The organism is Kitasatospora sp. NPDC042419, from assembly GCF_056437345.1.
In genome coordinates, this window is record NZ_JBWKAW010000005.1 from 186,751 (window position 1) to 203,757 (window position 17,007).

The 17,007-nt window shown below is 73.4% G+C and carries 15 protein-coding genes; 9 read left to right on the forward strand and 6 right to left on the reverse strand.

The features are described 5' to 3' along the window. The first annotated feature begins 175 nt into the window (after window positions 1–175). From AC067J_RS12960 to AC067J_RS12970, 3 genes are all read left to right on the forward strand, one after another. Window positions 176–655 carry a hypothetical protein gene (locus tag AC067J_RS12960; protein ID WP_478298478.1) on the forward strand — a complete coding sequence of 160 codons (480 nt, stop codon included), beginning with the start codon at window positions 176–178 and terminating at the stop codon, window positions 653–655. 219 nt (window positions 656–874) lie between these two features. After that, window positions 875–1,189, forward strand: coding sequence for a WhiB family transcriptional regulator (locus AC067J_RS12965; protein ID WP_478298948.1), 315 nt, complete (start codon window positions 875–877; stop codon window positions 1,187–1,189). Window positions 1,190–1,338: 149 nt separating this feature from the next. Continuing rightward, entirely contained in the window at window positions 1,339–1,584 is a 246-nt protein-coding gene (locus AC067J_RS12970) for a hypothetical protein (RefSeq protein ID WP_478298950.1), read from the forward strand. A gap of 182 nt (window positions 1,585–1,766) precedes the next feature. Here AC067J_RS12970 and AC067J_RS12975 read toward each other — a convergent pair whose 3' ends face one another. The 3 genes from AC067J_RS12975 to AC067J_RS12985 form a co-directional block, all read right to left on the reverse strand. Continuing rightward, window positions 1,767–3,140, reverse strand: a complete 1,374-nt coding sequence (locus tag AC067J_RS12975; RefSeq protein ID WP_478298479.1) for an ABC1 kinase family protein — start codon at window positions 3,138–3,140, stop codon at window positions 1,767–1,769. A gap of 152 nt (window positions 3,141–3,292) precedes the next feature. Beyond that, window positions 3,293–4,843 carry an FAD-binding oxidoreductase gene (locus AC067J_RS12980; RefSeq protein WP_478298481.1) on the reverse strand — a complete coding sequence of 517 codons (1,551 nt, stop codon included), beginning with the start codon at window positions 4,841–4,843 and terminating at the stop codon, window positions 3,293–3,295. 255 nt (window positions 4,844–5,098) lie between these two features. Beyond that, window positions 5,099–6,184 (reverse strand): ThiF family adenylyltransferase, encoded by a 1,086-nt coding sequence (locus AC067J_RS12985; RefSeq protein ID WP_478298483.1) that lies wholly within the window; start codon window positions 6,182–6,184, stop codon window positions 5,099–5,101. A gap of 255 nt (window positions 6,185–6,439) precedes the next feature. On the opposite strand from AC067J_RS12985, the gene AC067J_RS12990 reads away from it, so the two are divergent. Then, window positions 6,440–7,135: a M48 metallopeptidase family protein gene (locus AC067J_RS12990; protein WP_478298485.1), complete on the forward strand. Its 696-nt coding sequence runs from the start codon at window positions 6,440–6,442 to the stop codon at window positions 7,133–7,135. 253 nt (window positions 7,136–7,388) lie between these two features. Here AC067J_RS12990 and AC067J_RS12995 read toward each other — a convergent pair whose 3' ends face one another. Beyond that, window positions 7,389–8,018: an NUDIX hydrolase gene (locus AC067J_RS12995; protein WP_478298487.1), complete on the reverse strand. Its 630-nt coding sequence runs from the start codon at window positions 8,016–8,018 to the stop codon at window positions 7,389–7,391. After that, window positions 8,015–9,550: a zinc-dependent metalloprotease gene (locus tag AC067J_RS13000; RefSeq protein ID WP_478298489.1), complete on the reverse strand. Its 1,536-nt coding sequence runs from the start codon at window positions 9,548–9,550 to the stop codon at window positions 8,015–8,017. Before AC067J_RS13000 ends, AC067J_RS12995 begins: the two co-directional genes overlap by 4 nt. A gap of 210 nt (window positions 9,551–9,760) precedes the next feature. On the opposite strand from AC067J_RS13000, the gene AC067J_RS13005 reads away from it, so the two are divergent. From AC067J_RS13005 to AC067J_RS13020, 4 genes are all read left to right on the forward strand, one after another. Continuing rightward, the gene (locus AC067J_RS13005) at window positions 9,761–10,909 is read left to right on the forward strand and encodes an NAD-dependent epimerase/dehydratase family protein (RefSeq protein WP_478298490.1); all 1,149 of its coding nucleotides are present in this window, start codon (window positions 9,761–9,763) and stop codon (window positions 10,907–10,909) included. Window positions 10,910–11,076: 167 nt separating this feature from the next. After that, entirely contained in the window at window positions 11,077–11,517 is a 441-nt protein-coding gene (locus AC067J_RS13010; protein WP_478298492.1) for a molybdenum cofactor biosynthesis protein MoaE, read from the forward strand. 195 nt (window positions 11,518–11,712) lie between these two features. After that, entirely contained in the window at window positions 11,713–11,883 is a 171-nt protein-coding gene (locus tag AC067J_RS13015; protein WP_478298494.1) for a hypothetical protein, read from the forward strand. 42 nt (window positions 11,884–11,925) lie between these two features. Then, the gene (locus AC067J_RS13020) at window positions 11,926–13,002 is read left to right on the forward strand and encodes a YlbL family protein (protein WP_478298496.1); all 1,077 of its coding nucleotides are present in this window, start codon (window positions 11,926–11,928) and stop codon (window positions 13,000–13,002) included. Window positions 13,003–13,060: 58 nt separating this feature from the next. On the opposite strand, the gene AC067J_RS13025 is transcribed toward AC067J_RS13020, so the two are convergent. Continuing rightward, window positions 13,061–13,624: a PPA1309 family protein gene (locus tag AC067J_RS13025; protein ID WP_478298498.1), complete on the reverse strand. Its 564-nt coding sequence runs from the start codon at window positions 13,622–13,624 to the stop codon at window positions 13,061–13,063. A 327-nt stretch (window positions 13,625–13,951) separates the two neighbouring features. On the opposite strand from AC067J_RS13025, the gene AC067J_RS13030 reads away from it, so the two are divergent. Further along, entirely contained in the window at window positions 13,952–16,987 is a 3,036-nt protein-coding gene (locus AC067J_RS13030; RefSeq protein ID WP_478298952.1) for a UPF0182 family membrane protein, read from the forward strand. The last annotated feature ends 20 nt before the right edge of the window (window positions 16,988–17,007 follow it).

Here is a 17,007-nt window from a genome sequence, read left to right on the forward strand (position 1 = left end):
AGCGGTCAAGGGGACGCGGTCGCACGGGGTGACGCCTGTGCCACACTCCCCTGCACCCACCAGCTTGAACAGCTTGACCAGCTCCACGCTCGACCAGCTTCACCGAGACAGACATCCGAACAGTTCGGAGCCCGGGAGACCAGGCTCCGCGAGACGCCGAGAGGAGGCGAATGACGTGGGAACCATCATGATCACCAAAATGACTGGCCAGACCGTCGACGCCGCCTCGCTGCGTGCTGCCCGCCTGCGGGCCCTCGCTGAGCTGTGCGGAACCGGTCTGGGCCTCGACACCAGCGGTGTCTCCGTCGTTCCCGCCACCCCCGCCCTCGCTGTCAGTGGTCTTGGCCACACTGACCTCGGCAGCACCGGCATCAAGGGCGGCGACCTCGACGGCACCAGTGTCGAGAGCGGTCTGTCCCGTGACTGGGCGTCGGTCGACACGTCGCGCTCCCTGCGTGATGAGCGACCGACCCAGGCACCGAAGGCAGCCGTAGCCGTCGCCGAGCATGGCGGCTATGCGCAGGTCATCGGTGCCGGAAACGCCCAGAAGCAGAACGAGCAGCAGATCAAGCAGGCCATGGCCGCCTTTATCGGCGCCACGGCCATCCGGATGCAGGCCTTCCGCGGCCCTGAACCCTGGAGAGAACGAACCTGAGCCAGTCTCAGGTCGGCACCTCCAGGGCCGCGGAACCCGTCACACCGGGATCCGCGGCCCTTCTGTTTTGTCCGGTACGCAAGACCACCCAGGCCCTCCGGGGCCTCCGGCCCAGCCCCACCAGTCAGCTGAGCCGGACCCACTGAGAAGACGAGGAAGACGCCCACAGTGTCCACGGTCATCACGCCGCCCACCCCGTCCGTACCGCCGACAAGCCAGATCAAGGCCGACCAGGCCGACCCCCCGGAGGTTTCCCCCATGCAGATCACCTCGATCGACCAGGCCGAGGAGCTCGGCCTCCCCGTTCCGTGCCGCGCCTTCGACCCCGAGGTCTTCTTCGCCGAGACGCCCGCCGACGTCGAGTACGCGAAGTCCCTCTGCGGCACCTGCCCCGTCAAGGAGGCCTGTCTCGCCGGCGCCCTGGAGCGCCGCGAGCCCTGGGGCGTCTGGGGCGGCGAGCTCTTCGTCCAGGGTGTCGTCGTGGCCCGCAAGCGGCCGCGTGGCCGCCCGCGCAAGACCGAGGTCGCGGCGTGAACCCCGCGTCCGGAGCCGAGGCCGTTCGCCGGGGAGAGCAGCCCCCGCTGGACAGCATCCTCCGCCGCTCCGTACGCATAGCCGCAGCCAAGGCCGACACGGCCCGCGTCCACCCCTTCCCGACAACGCACCACGAGCAGGACCACCACATGACCGCCGCCGCCATCGATCCCACCGTCCGCGCAGAGCAGACCACCGAACGTCAGATCCAGAACAGGACCCTCGAAATGCAACTTCTCCACGAATCCCTGGCTCGTGCGCATATGCAAGAGCGCCTCCAGGAGGCGGAGCACCAACGACTCGTCGTCCGGGTCGCCCGGGCCCACCGGCTCAAGCAGAAGGCCGAACGCGCCTCGCTGCGGGCCCGCAAGGCCCTCGCCGTCGCCCTGATGTAGGCGCCCGCGACGACGTCGCACCGCCCGCACCACCCCGGTCACCACCGGACCCCCGTCGTGCCGCAGGCCGCCCCCCGAATCCGGGGAGCGGCCTGCGGCCGTTGTCGCGCGGAGGGCACGGGCCCCCGGGTTCTCACCCGTTGCCCGCGCCCTCCGCGCGACCCGGCGTCCTGCGACGCGGTTCAGTCCTTCTTCGCCGGCCCCCGCCGCTTCGGCGGGGCCGGCCGCTCCTCCGCGAACTCCGGCAGCCACTCCAGCATCTCCGCCCGGAACGGCGCCTTCGCCCCCAGCTGGCAGAGCACCCCGATCGTGCTCAGCGTCACCCGGTGGATCAGCAGGTAGGACGGCGGCAGGTTCAACTGCTTGCCCAGGTTGTACGCCGGCGACCGGGGATCGGCGATCCGCGCCGCCTGCGCCCGCATCCACGCCCGGGTGAAGTGGAACGAGTCCACCGCCGCGGGCTCGATGATCGGCAGCAGGTAGTCCAGCACCGCGTCCGGGTCCAGCTCGATCGAGGGCTTCACGAAGCCCTCCTCCCGCAGCATCGCCAGCACACCCGCCGCGTCCCCGGCCAGGGCCATCCGCAACGACGCCCCGATCGGCGCCGGCAACCCGCCGGGCAGCCGGTCGACCGTCCCGAAGTCCAGCACCCCCAGCCGCCAGCCCTCCACCGGGCCGTCGTCCTTCAGCAGCCGGAAGTTGCCCGGGTGCGGATCGGCGTGCAGCAGCCCCGTCCGCGACGGACCGGCGAACAGGAACCGTGCCAGCAACCGGCCCGCCCGGTCCCGCTCCTCCTGGGTCCCGTTGGCGATCACCTCGGAGAGCGGTGTGCCGTCCATCCACTCCGACACCAGCACCTGGTCGGCCTGCGCCACCACGCCCGGCACCACGATCTCCGGGTCGCCCGCGAACTCCTCGGCGTGGCGCTGCTGGGCCTGCGCCTCCAGCTCGTAGTCCAGCTCCTCGGCGACCCGCTCGCGCAGTTCGGTGATCAGCGGCTTGATGTCCAGACCCGGAATCAGCGGGCCCAGCAGCCAGGCCACCCGGCTCAGCTGCGAGAGGTCCGCCAGCAGCGCGTCCCCCGCCCCCGGGTACTGCACCTTGACCGCCACCGCGCGGCCGTCGTGCCAGACCGCCCGGTGCACCTGTCCGATCGACGCGGCCGCCGCCGGCCGGTCGTCGAACTCCCGGAACAGCTCCCGCCAGTGCGCGCCCAGCCGCTGCTCCAGCGCCGTGTGCACGGTGGCGGCCGGCATCGGCGGCGCGGCGTCCTGCAGCTTGGTCAGCGCCGCCCGGTACGGGCCGGCGACCTCCTCGGGCAGTGCGGCCTCGAAGACGGACAGCACCTGCCCGAACTTCATCGCCCCGCCCTTGAGTTCCCCCAGGACCTTGAACAGCTGGTCGGCGGTGGCCTGTTGCAGCTCGGCCGTCACCACCTCGGCCGACCGGCCGCCGATCCGCTTCCCCAGCCCGAGGGTGGCCCGGCCGGCTATCCCCAACGGCAGGGCGGCGAGTCTTGCCGTGCGGGTCATTGCCTTGCGCGGAAGATCGCTCACCCGGGCCTCCAATCGACACGCCCCCGGCCCCCGCAGCGGAGGCCGGCTGTCATACGCCATTGTGCCCGCTCGCCGCCCCGGCCCCGGCCGGATTGCGCACCCCGCCCGGGACCGGGGGGCTCCCGCCGTCCGCCCCCGGCCCCGGCGGTGCCTCAGCCCTGGGCGCCCGGCCTCGGGCGGGTGCCGATGGCCTGGGGAAAGGAGAACAGGCGGTGCGGGTCGTACCGGTGCTTGACCCCGACCAGCCGCGGATAGTTCTCCCCGTAGTAGGCGCGCTGCCAGTCCGGCAGCCCCGGGTCGATGAAGTTCTGGTAGCTCTCGCCGCTGGAGTGCGGGTCGAGCAGCGCGAACCCGCCGTCCGCCCAGCTGCGCGCGGCCGCGACGGCGGCCTGGTCCACCGGGCCGGTGGCGATGACCGCGCCGAAGCTCGCGTTGAACTGCGCCCCGCGGTGGACGTACGCGGTGGCGGTCCGCGCCGGGTCGTTGGCCGCGCCGCCCAGTGCGCTCAGCTGGACCATCCGCTGGTGGCCGGTCTGCCGGTCGCCGTCGATGCGGCCGACCGCGGCGTCCCAGAGCGCCCGCGGCGGCGGGCCGTCGAACAGCCGGCCCCGGTCCACCGCGGCGGTCGGCCGGGCCAGCACGGCGGCCGGACCGGTGCCCGCCCGGTGGCACTGGTCCCGGGTGTGGGAACCGCAGCCGTAGAGGCCCATCATGACCGAGAGGTAGGGCGCGGTGAAGCTGTTCCGCGTGGCCGGGACGGCGCCGACCAGCGAGACCAGCCGCCCGATCTCCGCCGACAGCTCGGCCTCGGTGCCGACCGAGCCGATCAGCACCGAGACGAACGGGGACGCGCCGGGGAAGGGTGGCAGGCCGACCACGGCCCCGCCGCCCAGGGTCCGCGGGGCGTCGGGCAGCCAGTGCGCCCAGGCGTCGAGCAGGTCGACCGCGTGGTCGAAGGTCCAGGTGAGGTTGGCGAGGGTCAGCGTGGTCAGCGGGACGGGCTGCACCGTGTAGGAGGTGACGACGCCGAAGTTGCCGCCACCGCCGCCGCGCAGTGCCCAGTACAGGTCGTCGTGCTCGTCGGGCGAGGCGGTGACCGTCCGGCCGTCGGCCAGCACCACCCGGGCGGAGGTCACCTTGTCGCTGGAGATGCCGACGTGCCGGGTGAGCAGGCCGATCCCGCCGCCCTGCAGGAAGCCGCCCAGGGAGACGGTGGGACAGAACCCCCCGGAGACCGCGAGGCCGCGCGGGGCGACGGCGTTGGTCACGTCGACCAGCTGGGTGCCGCCGCCGAAGGTCGCCCTGCCGTCGGGGGTGACGGCGGCCGAGTCGAGGCGGGAGACGTCGATCACCAGGCCGGTGCCGGTGGAGTATCCGCCGCCGCTGTGGCCGCCGGCGCGGACGGCGATCGGGAGGTCGTGGTCCTGCGCGTAGCGGAGGCAGAGCGAGACGTCGGCCTCGTCGGCGCAGTAGGCGACGGCGGCCGGTTCGACGGCGTCGAAGCGGGCCTGGCCGATCTGCTTGGCGGTGCCGTAGGCCGGGTCGCCGGGGCGGACGAGGGTGCCGTGCAACCGGGCCGCCAGCCGGGACCAGCGCCGCCGCCGGGCGTCGGGTGCGGTGGCGGCGGCCGGGAGGGCGGTGGCCGCGGCCAGCGGGAGGGCCAGCGCGCCGGCGCCGCCGAGGAGCGATCTGCGAGTGATCATGCCGGGACCTTTCGGTGAGGTCGTGCACGAGCGTTGCGATCGGTGGGAGGGGCCGTCGTCCGGCTGTCGGCCGGGTGGCCGACGTCACAGTAGCGCAGGGGGCGGGTGGGGGACGGGGGGTTCGGAGCGGCCGTTCCCCGGTTCGGGACCAGCCCCCGCCCCGTCCCACCCACCCGCCACCCACGCCCCTTGAGCACCCTTCTCCCTCGCGTCCGTGACCCGTCGTCGGGTGCCGGGAGCGGGCGCTTCGCGGGCTCAGTTCGGTGGGGTCGGCCGCCAGAGGCACCCGCAGTCCGGGTGGCCCTTGAGCCGCAGACGGCGCGGCATGCCGTCGACGGCGGAGACCTCGCACCAGCCGTCGACGCTCGGCGGCCGGCCGCCGTCCAGGAACACCTGGACGTGCAGCGCCGCGAGTCCGGCGACCGCGGTCGCGAGGGCGGTGTCGCAGGCCGGTGCCGGGGCCCGCCCGGGCCCGTCGTCGGCGAGCTGGGCGAGGATGCGGGGCCAGGCCGCGTCCTCGTCCTCCCGGGTCAGCACCAGGCAGTGGCCGCAGGCCGACGCACCCGGCACGACCAGCGGACCGACCACCCCGAACTCCTCCACCACCCCGACGTACAGGTGCGGGACCCCGGCCCGGAGCAGCTCGCGGGCCTGGGGCGTGCCGCCGGCGAACGCCCCGCTGCCGTCCCGGGGCGCCAGCACCACCAGGTCGGGCAGCCCCGGTCTCGGCCGTCGGCTGCGCTGGGCCGGCGGCCGGGCCGAGGCCCGGTCGACCGCTTCGCGGGCGGCGGTGGTCCGCAGCCGCCCGACCTCCCTCGGCGGCAGGCCCGCGGGCGAGCAGTCCCCGGGGGTGACCCGGCCGGAGTCCACCACGCTGACGGCTCCCGTGCCGCCCGCCGCGAGCACGGCCGCGAGTGCCGCCCCGACGCGGCCCGCGCCGCGCACCTCCACCGCCTGGTCGACCCGGTGGGCCAGGACGGCCGGTGCGGCGCCGGGGCTCGAATGGATCAGGGAGAGCGAGGCGAGGTCGGGGCCGAGCAGTTCGCGGTGCGGCTGCGGGAAGCGGGCGAGGGCCCGGTCGGCCGCTTCGGCGTCGTCGAGCACCCCGGCCTCCTCCAGCAGGTCGAGCACGGTGTCGGCCGGGGCGCGCCCGAAGCCGGTCCGCTCGCCCTCGGCCAGCAGGGCGGGGCGGTCGCGCGTCCCGTCGACGAGTCCGAGGAAGTCGCAGAGGGCCTGGTCGGCGTGGGCGAGCACGCCGGCGTGCCGGGAGACGGTGCCGAACTGCAGGGTGTCCGAGTCCCGCCAGCTGCGGGAGAGGGCGGGCTTGAGGGCGGGGCGCACGGCGGTCTTCCTTCCGATCGGTTCCGGACGGTCGGCGGCAGCATGCCCGATCGGGGCGGTGGTGTGCGCCGCGTTATCCACAGACACGTGTGCATGATCAGATGATCCGTTCGCACACCCTGTGGATAACTTGACGTCCCGCGCGAGGTCGGATTCCGGACACCCTCCGTCGGCCTTTCGTTCCCGATCGCTCCACGAAACATTTCGGCCATGGCAGCGGACTTCTGTCTGCCCTACCGGGTAACGTCGTGTGCCATGGCAGCCGAACGGGACTCCCATCCCTCGGCGTCGCCTCGGCGTGCCCGTGCAGCGTCCGGGTCGCAGGTGGCGGCGCCGAGCACGCGCGGGCGTCCGGAGCAGCAACCGGGGGCCGCGCGGTCGGAGCCGTTCGACCGTTCCCGGGTGGAGGTGCGGCGCAGCGCCCGGCGCAGCCGGACGGTCTCCGCCTACCGGGAGGGCGACCGCACCGTCGTGCTGATCCCGGCGCGGATGTCGCACGCCGAGGAGCAGCGCTGGGTCGCGCAGATGCTGGACAAGCTCGCCGCCCAGGAGAGCCGCCGGGTGCTCGGCGACGATGCGCTGGTGGCCAGGGCCCGTGAGCTCTCGGCCGAGTACCTGGACGACCGGGCCGAGCCTGCCCAGGTCCGCTGGGTGACCAACCAGAACTCGCGCTGGGGTTCGTGCACCCCCAGTGAGCGGACGATCCGGCTCTCGCACCGCCTTCAGGGCATGCCGGAGTACGTCGTCGACTACGTGCTGCTGCACGAGCTGGCACACCTGCTGGTGCCGGACCACGGGCCGGCCTTCTGGGCGCTGCTGGAGGCGTACCCGAGGACGGAGCGGGCCCGCGGCTACCTGGAGGGCGTGGTGTCGGCGGCCCGGCTGCCGCACATTCCGGGGGCCCGGCACGCGGGCCAGCCCGACTCCGGGCCGACCGGCTCCTGCGGCTGAGGCGGCAGGCGGGGTCCGGCCGGGGGCCGGTCGGTGGAGCGCCGGCCGGTGGAGTTCGGCCGGGGGAGTCCGGTCGGTGGAACGGCGGTCAGCCCTCAGCGGACCGGGCCCTGCGGCCCCCCGGGGCGGGGGCGGAGCGACGCGGGTACGGAAAAGGGGCGCGGGCCACAAAGGCCCGCGCCCCTTCCTGGTCCGGACGCCCCCGAACACTTCAGCCGGTCGGCTCCCGGCCGCCCGCTTCGGCCGCTCGGCCTCAGCCGGTCAGCTTCCGGGCCCGGGCGACGAGGTCGCGCACCGAATGGTCGGTGAGCTCGGGCAGCCGGTCGAAGTCGAACCAGCGCAGGTCGAGGGACTCCTCGCTGATCAGCGCCTGCGAGCCGGGCGGCGCCACCGCGACGTACTGGACGTCGAGGTGGGTGTTCTCGGGCCGGTCCTTGCCGGTGCAGCGCACCTGGTGCCGGTCGAGCTTGACCGGGACGGGCGCGCCGTCGAGGGCCAGCAGCGAGAGGTCGGGGATGCCGGACTCCTCGGTGGCCTCGCGCAGCGCGGCCGCGGCGAGGTCACGGTCGCCGGGCTCGCAGTGGCCCCCCATCTGCAGCCAGAGGCCGACCTTGGGGTGCAGGGTGAGCAGCACCCGCCCGGCGGCCGGGTCGACGACCGCCGCGCTGGCCGTGATGTGGGCGGGCAGGCAGGAGCGGAACAGGCCCTCGGGCTGGTCGGCGAGGTGCCGCAGGTAGTCGCGCCGCAGCTGCTCCTGGTCCGGGTCGGCGGGGCGCCAGGCGTCCAGCGTGCGGACGGCGTCCGCGTGCAGGGCGCCCGCACCGGCGCCCCCGGGGGCGCCGTCGGTGCCCGTTCCGCCGGTGCCCGTCTCGGTGAGCGTCATGCGCCGGGCTCGTCCTTTCCGTCCTCGTCGTCCTTCTTCGTCAGGTCGGGCTTCGGACCGGACGTCCCGGTCCCGCCGCCCGCGGCGGCCTCGCCGAGGAGCTTGTCGATCGCGTCGAAGTCGATGCCGCCTTCGAGGCTGCCGGCGGTGTCCCGGTGCACGAAGGCGTCCGGGTCGTCGAGGTCGGCGGCGGTGGGCAGCATGTCGGGGTGCTGCCAGAGGTCGTCGCGGCCCTCGATGCCGCGGGCGTCGGCGAGCAGCGCCCAGAGCCGGGCGGCGTCGCGCAGCCGGCGCGGGCGCAGTTCGAGGCCGACCAGGGTGGCGAAGGTCTGCTCGGCGGGCCCGCCGGCCGCGCGGCGGCGGCGGACGGTCTCGCGCAGGGCGCCCGCCTGTGGCAGGTGGGGTTCGGCGGCGGCGTGCACGACGGCGTCGACCCAGCCCTCGACCAGCGCGAGCGCGGTCTCCAGGCGGGCGAGCGCGGCCTTCTGCTCGGGGGTGTCCTCGGGCTGGAGCAGGCCGCCGGCGAGCGCGTCCTGGAGGGCTTCGGGGTTGCTCGGGTCGAGCTGGCCGACCAGCTCCTCCATCCGGGAGGTGTCGACCTTGATGCCGCGGGCGTAGGCCTCGACGGCGCCGAGCAGGTGGGCGCGGAGCCACGGCACGTGGGCGAAGAGCCGCTGGTGGGCGGCCTCGCGCAGGGCGAGGTAGAGCCGGACCTCCTCGGCGGGCACGTTGAGGCCCTCGCCGAACTCGGCGACGTTCTGCGGCAGCAGCGCGGCCTTGCCGGCGGGGGCGAGCGGCAGGCCGACGTCGGTGGAGCCGACGACCTCGCCGGCGAGCGCGCCGAGCGCCTGGCCGATCTGGGTGCCGAACATGGCGCCGCCCATGGAGCGCATCATGCCCATCAGCGGGCCGGCCATGGCCTGCATCTCCTCGGGCAGGACGCCGCCCATGGCGTTGCCGACGCGCTCGGCGACCGGGTCGACGAGGTCCTTCCAGACCGGGAGGGTGGCCTCGATCCACTCGGCGCGGCTCCAGGCGACGGCGGTGCCGGCGCCGGAGGGGAACTCGGTGGAGCCGTCGAGCCAGAGGTCGGCGAGGCGGACGGCCTCGGCGACGGCGGCCTGCTCGGCGGCGCTGACCGAGCGGTCCTTGCTCTTGCCCTCGGCGGGTTCGGCGACGACGGTCTGCCGGGCGATGTCCTTGGCCAGCTCCCAGTTGACCGGGCCGCCCTCGAACGAGAGCATCTGGCCGAGCTGCTGGAAGGCGGCGCCGAGGTCGTTGGGGTTGAGGCCGCCGAACATGGCGGCGAAGGGGTTGTCGCCCGCGCCGGGGGTGCCGGGCCCGCCCGGCGCACCGGGCAGGCCGCCCATGCCGAAGAGGGCGCCGAGCGGGTTGCCGGCGCCGAAGCCGAAGGGCTGCGGGCCGCTCTGCTCGCCGCTGCCCTGGTCCTTCTTCTGCTCGTCGCCGGGCTTGGCCTTGCCGTCTTCGGGCTCCTCGGGCGGAACGCCGAATCCGAAGGGAAGGTCGCTCACGGGGTCCTCGATCCGGTCGGCCGTCATACGGGTGGTGGCGGTGAAATCTGCGTGCCCGGGGCGGTCGGCGGAGTGGGGGGACTCCCGGCCGGTGGGCGGCTCCCGCGCGGCTGGTCCGCGCCGGGTGCACCGCCGGGCCTCCGCCTCGGGCAGGATGGACGTACGTGACACACGTACGTACGCACATAAGCTAACCGTGGAGGATGGCCGGTGAGTTCCCCGCCTTCGGACGTTCGCTCTGGGCTGACCGGAGGAGAGGACGCCCCGGACATCACGGCGTCGCCGCCTCCAGCCTATGACGGAAGACCCCTGACCGTGGCGGTCACGGGTGCCGCCGGCGTGCTCGGCGAGCGGGTCGCGGCCCGGCTGGTGGCCTCGCCGGGCGTGAAGAAGGTGCTCGCGGTGGACGACCGGCGCGGCGAGGTGCCCGGCGTCCAGTGGCGGGTCCTGGACGTGCGGGACCCGGCGGTGGCCGAGCGGCTGGCCGGGGTGGACGTGGTGGTCCACCTGGCGATGGACCTGGGCATGGAGTCCGACCCGCGGGCGCGCAGCGCCTACAACGTGCGGGGCGCGCAGACGGTGCTGACGGCGGCCGCGGCCGCCGGGGTGCACCGGGTGGTGCTCTGCACCTCGGCGATGGTCTACGGCGCGCTGGCCGACAACGAGGTGCCGCTGGCGGAGGACTCCGAGCTGCGGGCGACCGAGGAGGCCTCGCTGGTCGGGGACCTGCTGGAGATCGAGCGGCTGGCCCGCCGGGCGCCGCGGGCGCACCCGGGGCTGCAGGTGACCGTGCTGCGGCCGGCGGTGGTGGTGGGCCCCGGGGTCGACACGGTGCTGACCCGGCACTTCGAGGCGCCGCGGCTGCTGGTGGTGGCGGGTTCGCGGCCCTGCTGGCAGTTCTGCCACGTGGACGACCTGGCGGTGGCGCTGGAGTACGCGGCGCTGGGCCTGGTCGAGGGCGAGGTGACGGTCGGCTGCGACGGCTGGCTGGAGCAGGAGGACGTGGAGCGGCTGTCGGGGATCCGGCGGATGGAGCTGCCGGCCTCGCTCGCGCTGGGGACGGCGGCGCGGCTGCACCGGCTGGGGCTGACGCCGGCACCGGCGGGGGACCTGGCCTACACGATGTACCCGTGGGTGGTGTCCGGCAGCCGGCTGCACGAGGCGGGCTGGCGGCCGCGGTACACCAACGAGGAGGTGCTGGCGGAGCTGCTGGCACAGGTGGCGGGGAAGCACGCGGTGGCCGGGCGGCGGCTGGGCGGCAAGGAGGCCGCGACCAGCCTGGGCGCGGCGGGGGCGACGGTGGCGCTGGTGGGTACGGCGGCGCTGGTGCGGCGGGCGCGGAAGCGGCGCCGCTTCTGAGGGCTGCGGCCCTCCGGCCGCGGCGCCTTCCCGGTCCTCCTGCGTCCCGGTCCCGACCCCGGGCGGGAGGGCGACCCCGCCCCGATCGTTCTCACGATGCGAAATTCTGCAATCGTGATGCGGAAGCCTCTTGCCCCGGACCGCCGGGGATGGGGGAACATGGGGTCATGTCCGAGAACCACGACCCGATCCGCCTGCTCGCGATCCGCGACACCCCGCTCTCGCTCGACGAGGTCTACGACGCGGTGGGCGACGACGCGGCCGGCGGGACGACCGTCTTCGTCGGGACGGTCCGCGACCACGACGGCGGCAAGTCGGTCTCCGCGCTGGAGTACAGCTGCCACCCCACGGCCGAGCAGGAGATGCGCCGGATCGCCGAGAAGGTCGTCGCCGACTTCCCGGTCCGGGCGCTCGCCGCGGTGCACCGGATCGGCCGGCTGGGGATCACCGACAAGGCGGTGATCGTCGCGGTCTCCTGCGCCCACCGCGGCGAGGCGTTCGCCGCCGCCCGCCGGCTGATCGACGACCTCAAGCACGAGGTGCCGATCTGGAAGCACCAGGTCTTCGCCGACGGCGAGGAGGAGTGGGTCGGCGCCGGGAACTGCTGACCGGCCCCCGCCGACGCGCAGGCGCGCCGAGCCCTCACTCGAACGGGTGTGGGCCTGTGCGCCGAATACTCCCTGGCAGTGAGCCGATCGGCCGTGCCGTAACCCGGAAGGCGCCGTCAACGTTGTCCGCCGGAGTGGTTAATCTGCTCATAGACACGACGAGCTGGGAGTACTGAGATGGCTGCGCTCGCCTGGTTGATCATTCCGGTAGTCGCCGCACTGCTCGCGGCCGTGTGGGCGGGGTGGGCCCAGCGGGCCCCCAGGGCGACGGGGGACCCGGCCTCGCTGGCCGAACACAAGCGGTTCATGGCCGCGATGGAACGCACGACGACGGGCACCGGTCAGGGCGAGCGCCCGGGCCGGTAGCCCGCCGGGCGTACCGTCGGTCGCGTCCCGTACTGTCGAGGCATGCCACGCCGCTCTGCGACGATGCTCGCCGCCACCCTGTTGCTCATAGCGCTGCTCTGTGCCTCGGTGCTGATGAAGGTGCCGTACACCGAGATGAGCCCGGGGCCGACGTACAACACGCTCGGGGTGCAGGAGAAGACGGGCACGCCGGTGATCACCATCACCGGCCACGAGTCGTTCCCGGCGAGCGGCCACCTCAACATGACCACCGTCCAGGTCACCGGGGCCAAGTACGAGCCCAGCCTGGTCAACGCGGTGGTCGGCTGGCTGCGGGACGACGTGCTGGTGGTGCCGCACGACAACGTCTACCCGAAGGGGCAGACCGACGCCGAGGCCAAGCAGCAGAACGCCGAGGAGTTCGCGCTCTCCGAGGACCACGCCCGCACCGCCGCGCTCAAGCAGCTCGGCATCCCGATGGGCAGCGAGCTGATCGTCCAGGCGGTCACCGCCGGTGCCCCGGCCGAGGGCCGGCTGCACGCCGGCGACCAGATCGTCGCCGTCGACGGCACCCCGGTGGGCGACGCGGAGGCGGTCGCCAAGGCGGTCACCAGGCACCAGCCCGGCGAGCAGGTGGTCTTCACCGTCGTGCCGCGGGTCAAGGAGGGCTCCGGCGAGCCGGGGGTGCGCACCGACATCACCGTCCCGACCGTGAAGTCGCCCGACACCGGCTCCGCGATGGTCGGCATCCGCCCGGGCCTGAAGCACACCTACCCGTTCCGCATCGACATCGGGCTGCAGGACGTCGGCGGGCCCAGCGCCGGCCTGATGTTCTCGCTCGGCATCATCGACAAGCTGACGCCCGGCGACCTCACCGACGGCAGGTTCGTGGCCGGCACCGGCACCATCGACGACGACGGCGCGGTCGGGCCGATCGGCGGCATATCGATGAAGCTGATCGCCGCGCGCGACGCCGGCGCCGAGTTCTTCCTCACGCCGGCCGCCAACTGCGCCGAGGCCGGCAAGCACACCCCGGACGGGCTGACCCTGGTCAAGGCCGAGACGCTGGACGGCGCGCTGAAGTCGCTGGAGCAGATCCGCTCCGGACAGACCTCCGCGCTGCCGTCCTGCGCCTCCTAGCCGGCGGGACCGGCCGGCGGGGCCGGCCGGTCCGTGGAGCGGCCGGGTGGCCGCCCCGCTACGCGAAGGTCGCCAGCAGGGCTTCGGTCAGGCCCGGCACCAGGTCGGGGCCGGTCAGCACCTCACGAGCGACGTCCTTGGAGCGCAGCCGCAGCGCGACCTCCCGCTTCCCGTTGCGCAGCACGGCGGCGGTGATCCGCACCTCCTCGCGCTTGGGGTGGTTGGCCACCCACTCGGCGAGCTGGGCGTCGCTGGCGTTGCGCGGGCGGGACTGCTCGGAGCCGGGCGGCAGCATCAGCCGCTCGACCACCAGGGCGCAGCCGGCGACGGCGTCGGGCCAGGCGATGGTGCCGAGGAACTTGTCCAGCTCCATGCCGGCCGGCAGCTCGTCCTGCTCGACCGGGGTGAGGCCGGCCTCCTCGGTGTCGGCGAGGCCGAGCTGCTTGGCGATGCGGGGATCGGCCTTGCGCAGGGCGGCGCTGTCCACCAGGGCGAACAGCCGGGCCGGGAGGTCCCAGCCGAGGGTGGCGGCGTACTCGTCGATCTCCAGGGCCGCCCGGGTCAGCGGGGTGGCGGCCGGGAGCGTGGAGACGTCGTCGGGGAGATTGGATCCATCGGACATGCCTCAATCCTCACACGCCGGGCGGGCCCGGCGGCGCCGCGCGGTGCCGGACGGGGCCGGAGCGGACCGCGGGGGTGCCGGGCGGGACCCCGGGGAGGCGCGCGGCAGAGCCCGGCCGGCAGTCGGCCGGGAGCCGCCCTGGAGCCGGCCGGGAGCAGTGCGGCGGTCCTCCGGGGCACCGCGGGGGCCGCGCCGGAGGGGGAGCGGCGGGCGGCGGTGCTCGTAACCGTCTGCTAACGGTGGGAACTCGGCTAAAGCCTGGTTAAGTTGCACTGAAGACCGACCGACTCCAGACGACACAACTGAGGTGCCACCGTGGTATTCCAGATGCCGGAACGCTCAGGGCCGGGGTTCCGGCGCAGAGTAGGCCCGCCCTCCCGGCGGGCGCGGGTGCTCCTGCTGACCCTGGGAGTGCTCGCGGTCCTCTTCCTGCTGTTCGTCATGTTCGCCGGGTTCTGGACGGACTGGCTCTGGTTCAAGTCGGTCCACTACTCCTCGGTGTTCACCACCCAGCTGTGGACGAAGATCGGCCTGTTCGCGGTATTCGGCCTGCTGATGGCGGTGGTCGTCGGCTTCAACGTCTGGCTGGCGCACCGGCTCCGGCCGCCGCTGTCGGCGATGTCGGTCGAGCAGCAGAGCCTGGACCGGTACCGCTCGGGCCTGGCGCCGTTCAAGCGCTGGGCGCTGATCGGGATCTCGCTGGTGATCGGGCTGGTGGCGGGTGCCGCGGCCTCGGGCCAGTGGCGGACGTGGCTGCTGTGGACCAACGGGACGTCGTTCGGCGTCAAGGACCCGCAGTTCGGCATGGACGTCTCGTTCTACGCGTTCGACCTGCCGTTCTACGAGTTCCTGCTGGGCTTCGCGTTCAGCGCGGTGATCGTCTCGCTGCTCACCTCGGTGCTGGTGCACTACCTGTACGGCGGGCTGCGGCTGCAGGGTCCGGGCCGGCGGGCGAGCGTCGGCGCGCAGGGGCACCTGGCGGTGCTGCTGGGCGTGTTCGTGCTGCTGAAGGCGGTGGCGTACTGGCTGGACCGGTACGCGCTGGCGGTGAAGACCGGCGCCTACCGGGAGGTCTCCGGCTGGACCGGCCTGCGGTATGTGGACGCCAACGCGTTCCTGCCGGCGAAGACGATCCTGTTCTTCGTCGCGATCATCTGCGCGGTGCTGTTCTTCCTGACCCCGGTGCGGCGCACCTGGGCGCCGGCCCTGATCGGGCTGGGCCTGATGGTGCTGTCGGCGGTGCTGATCGGCGGGGTGTACCCGGCGATCGTGCAGCAGTTCCAGGTCAAGCCGAACGAGCAGGCCAAGGAGACGCCGTACATCCAGAAGAACATCGACGCGACGCGCCAGGCGTACGGGATCGCGGACAGCCAGACGATCCCGTACACCCCGAAGGGCACGACCGACGCCGAGGCGCTGAAGCCGGACGCGCAGACCATCTCGGACATCCGGCTGATCGACCCGAACGTCGTCTCGCCGACCTTCCAGTCGATCGAGCAGCAGCGGTCGTACTACGCGTTCCCGCAGACCCTGGACGTGGACCGGTACGGCAAGGACGCGGGCGCCCAGGACACCGTGATCGGCCTGCGCGAGCTGGACCTCAACGGCGTGCAGCGGAACTGGATCAACGACCACTTCAAGTACACCCACGGCTACGGCGCGGTGGTGGCCAAGGGCAACCAGGTCAACGACAAGGGCCAGCCGGTCTTCACCGAGTCCGGCCTGCCGGCGACGGGTTCGCTGGGCGACTACCAGCAGCGGATCTACTACGGCGAGAAGACCTCCACGTACTCGATCGTGGGCGGTTCCAACCAGGAGATCGACTACACCACCGACTCCGGTGAGAACAAGCAGTACAAGTACACCGGCGGCAGCGGCGTCTCGCTGAACAACCCGCTGACCCGGGCCGCGTACGCGGTGAAGTTCGCCGAGCCGCAGATCCTGTACGCGGGGGCGATCACCGACGGCGCCAAGGTGATCTACGACCGGACGCCCAAGGAGCGGGTGGAGAAGGTCGCGCCGTGGCTGTCGATCGACGCCGACCCGTACCCGGTGGTGGAGAACGGCCGGGTGGTCTGGGTGCTGGACGGCTACACCACCTCGGACGGCTACCCCTTCTCGTCGAAGACGACGCTGGGCACGGCCACCAAGGACTCGCTGACCAACCAGCGCGGTGAGCTGCTGACCGTCGCCAACCAGGTCAACTACATCCGGAACTCCGTCAAGGCCACCGTTGACGCGTACACCGGCGAGGTGACGCTGTACCAGTGGGACGAGAACGACCCGGTGCTGAAGACCTGGATGAAGGCGTTCCCGGACACCGTGAAGGCCAAGGCGGAGATCCCGGGCACGCTGATGCCGCACCTGCGCTACCCGCAGGACATGTTCAAGGTGCAGCGCGACCTGCTGGGCCAGTACCACGTGACGGACGCCGACTCGTTCTTCAACGGCGGCGACATCTGGCAGGTCCCGGTGGACCCGACCAGCGACACCAAGCAGTTCCAGCCGCCGTACTACCTGACGGTGCGGATGCCGGACCCGGCGGTCACGTCGGCGAGCTTCTCGCTGACGACCACCTTCGTGCCGCGCGGCCGGGACAACCTGGCGGCGTTCATGGCCGTCAGCGCCGACCCGGGACCGGACTACGGCAAGCTCCGGATCCTCAAGGTGCCGGGCGACTCCAAGACCCTCGGCCCCAACCTGGTGCAGTCGCAGTTCAACTCGCGGCAGGAGGTGGCGCAGCAGATCACCCTGCTGAAGAGCGGCGGTGACTCGGAGCTGGAGTACGGCAACCTGCTGACGCTGCCCGTCGGCGGCGGCCTGCTGAACGTCGAGCCGGTGTACGTCCGCGGCCGCGGCGCCAAGTACCCGACGCTGCAGAAGGTGCTGGCGGTCTACGGCAACGACAACGTGGCGTTCGAGAACACGCTGGAGGAGGCGCTGCGGAAGGTGTTCGCGGGCGCGGCTCCGGCGACCACGCCGACCGCACCCACCGCGCCGACGACTCCGACGACTCCGACGACGCCCACCAACCCGACGACGCCGACGAATCCGACGACGCCTGCGCCGGGGAGCACGGTCACGCCGGAGCTGCAGAAGGCGATGACGGACGTGCTGAAGGCGCAGACCGACGTCGAGAGCGCCGCCAAGTCCGGCGACTGGGTGGCCCTCGGGCAGGCCCAGAAGGCGCAGAGCGAGGCGGCCAAGGCCTTGTCCGCGGCCCTGCAGAAGGCCGGCCTCGCGCCCGCGACCGGATCGGCGGGGCCGTCTCCGGCGACTCCGTCGGCGGCTCCGTCGGGGACGCCCGTCCCGTCGGGCTCACCGGGGGCCACCCCGGCGCCGGCGCCGAGCACCGGCCCCTGAGCTGCGGCAACCGATTTCTG

What these genes read in the sequence shown, in the direction of transcription:
- AC067J_RS12970 (WP_478298950.1), top strand. Translation starts at nt 1,339, where the DNA reads ATGACCGCCGCCGCCATCGATCCCACCGTCCGCGCAGAGCAGACCACC.
- AC067J_RS12980 (WP_478298481.1), bottom strand. Translation starts at nt 4,843, where the DNA reads ATGATCACTCGCAGATCGCTCCTCGGCGGCGCCGGCGCGCTGGCCCTC.
- AC067J_RS12990 (WP_478298485.1), top strand. Translation starts at nt 6,440, where the DNA reads ATGGCAGCCGAACGGGACTCCCATCCCTCGGCGTCGCCTCGGCGTGCC.
- AC067J_RS12995 (WP_478298487.1), bottom strand. Translation starts at nt 8,018, where the DNA reads ATGACGCTCACCGAGACGGGCACCGGCGGAACGGGCACCGACGGCGCC.
- AC067J_RS13010 (WP_478298492.1), top strand. Translation starts at nt 11,077, where the DNA reads ATGTCCGAGAACCACGACCCGATCCGCCTGCTCGCGATCCGCGACACC.
- AC067J_RS13020 (WP_478298496.1), top strand. Translation starts at nt 11,926, where the DNA reads ATGCCACGCCGCTCTGCGACGATGCTCGCCGCCACCCTGTTGCTCATA.
- AC067J_RS13025 (WP_478298498.1), bottom strand. Translation starts at nt 13,624, where the DNA reads ATGTCCGATGGATCCAATCTCCCCGACGACGTCTCCACGCTCCCGGCC.
- AC067J_RS13030 (WP_478298952.1), top strand. Translation starts at nt 13,952, where the DNA reads ATGCCGGAACGCTCAGGGCCGGGGTTCCGGCGCAGAGTAGGCCCGCCC.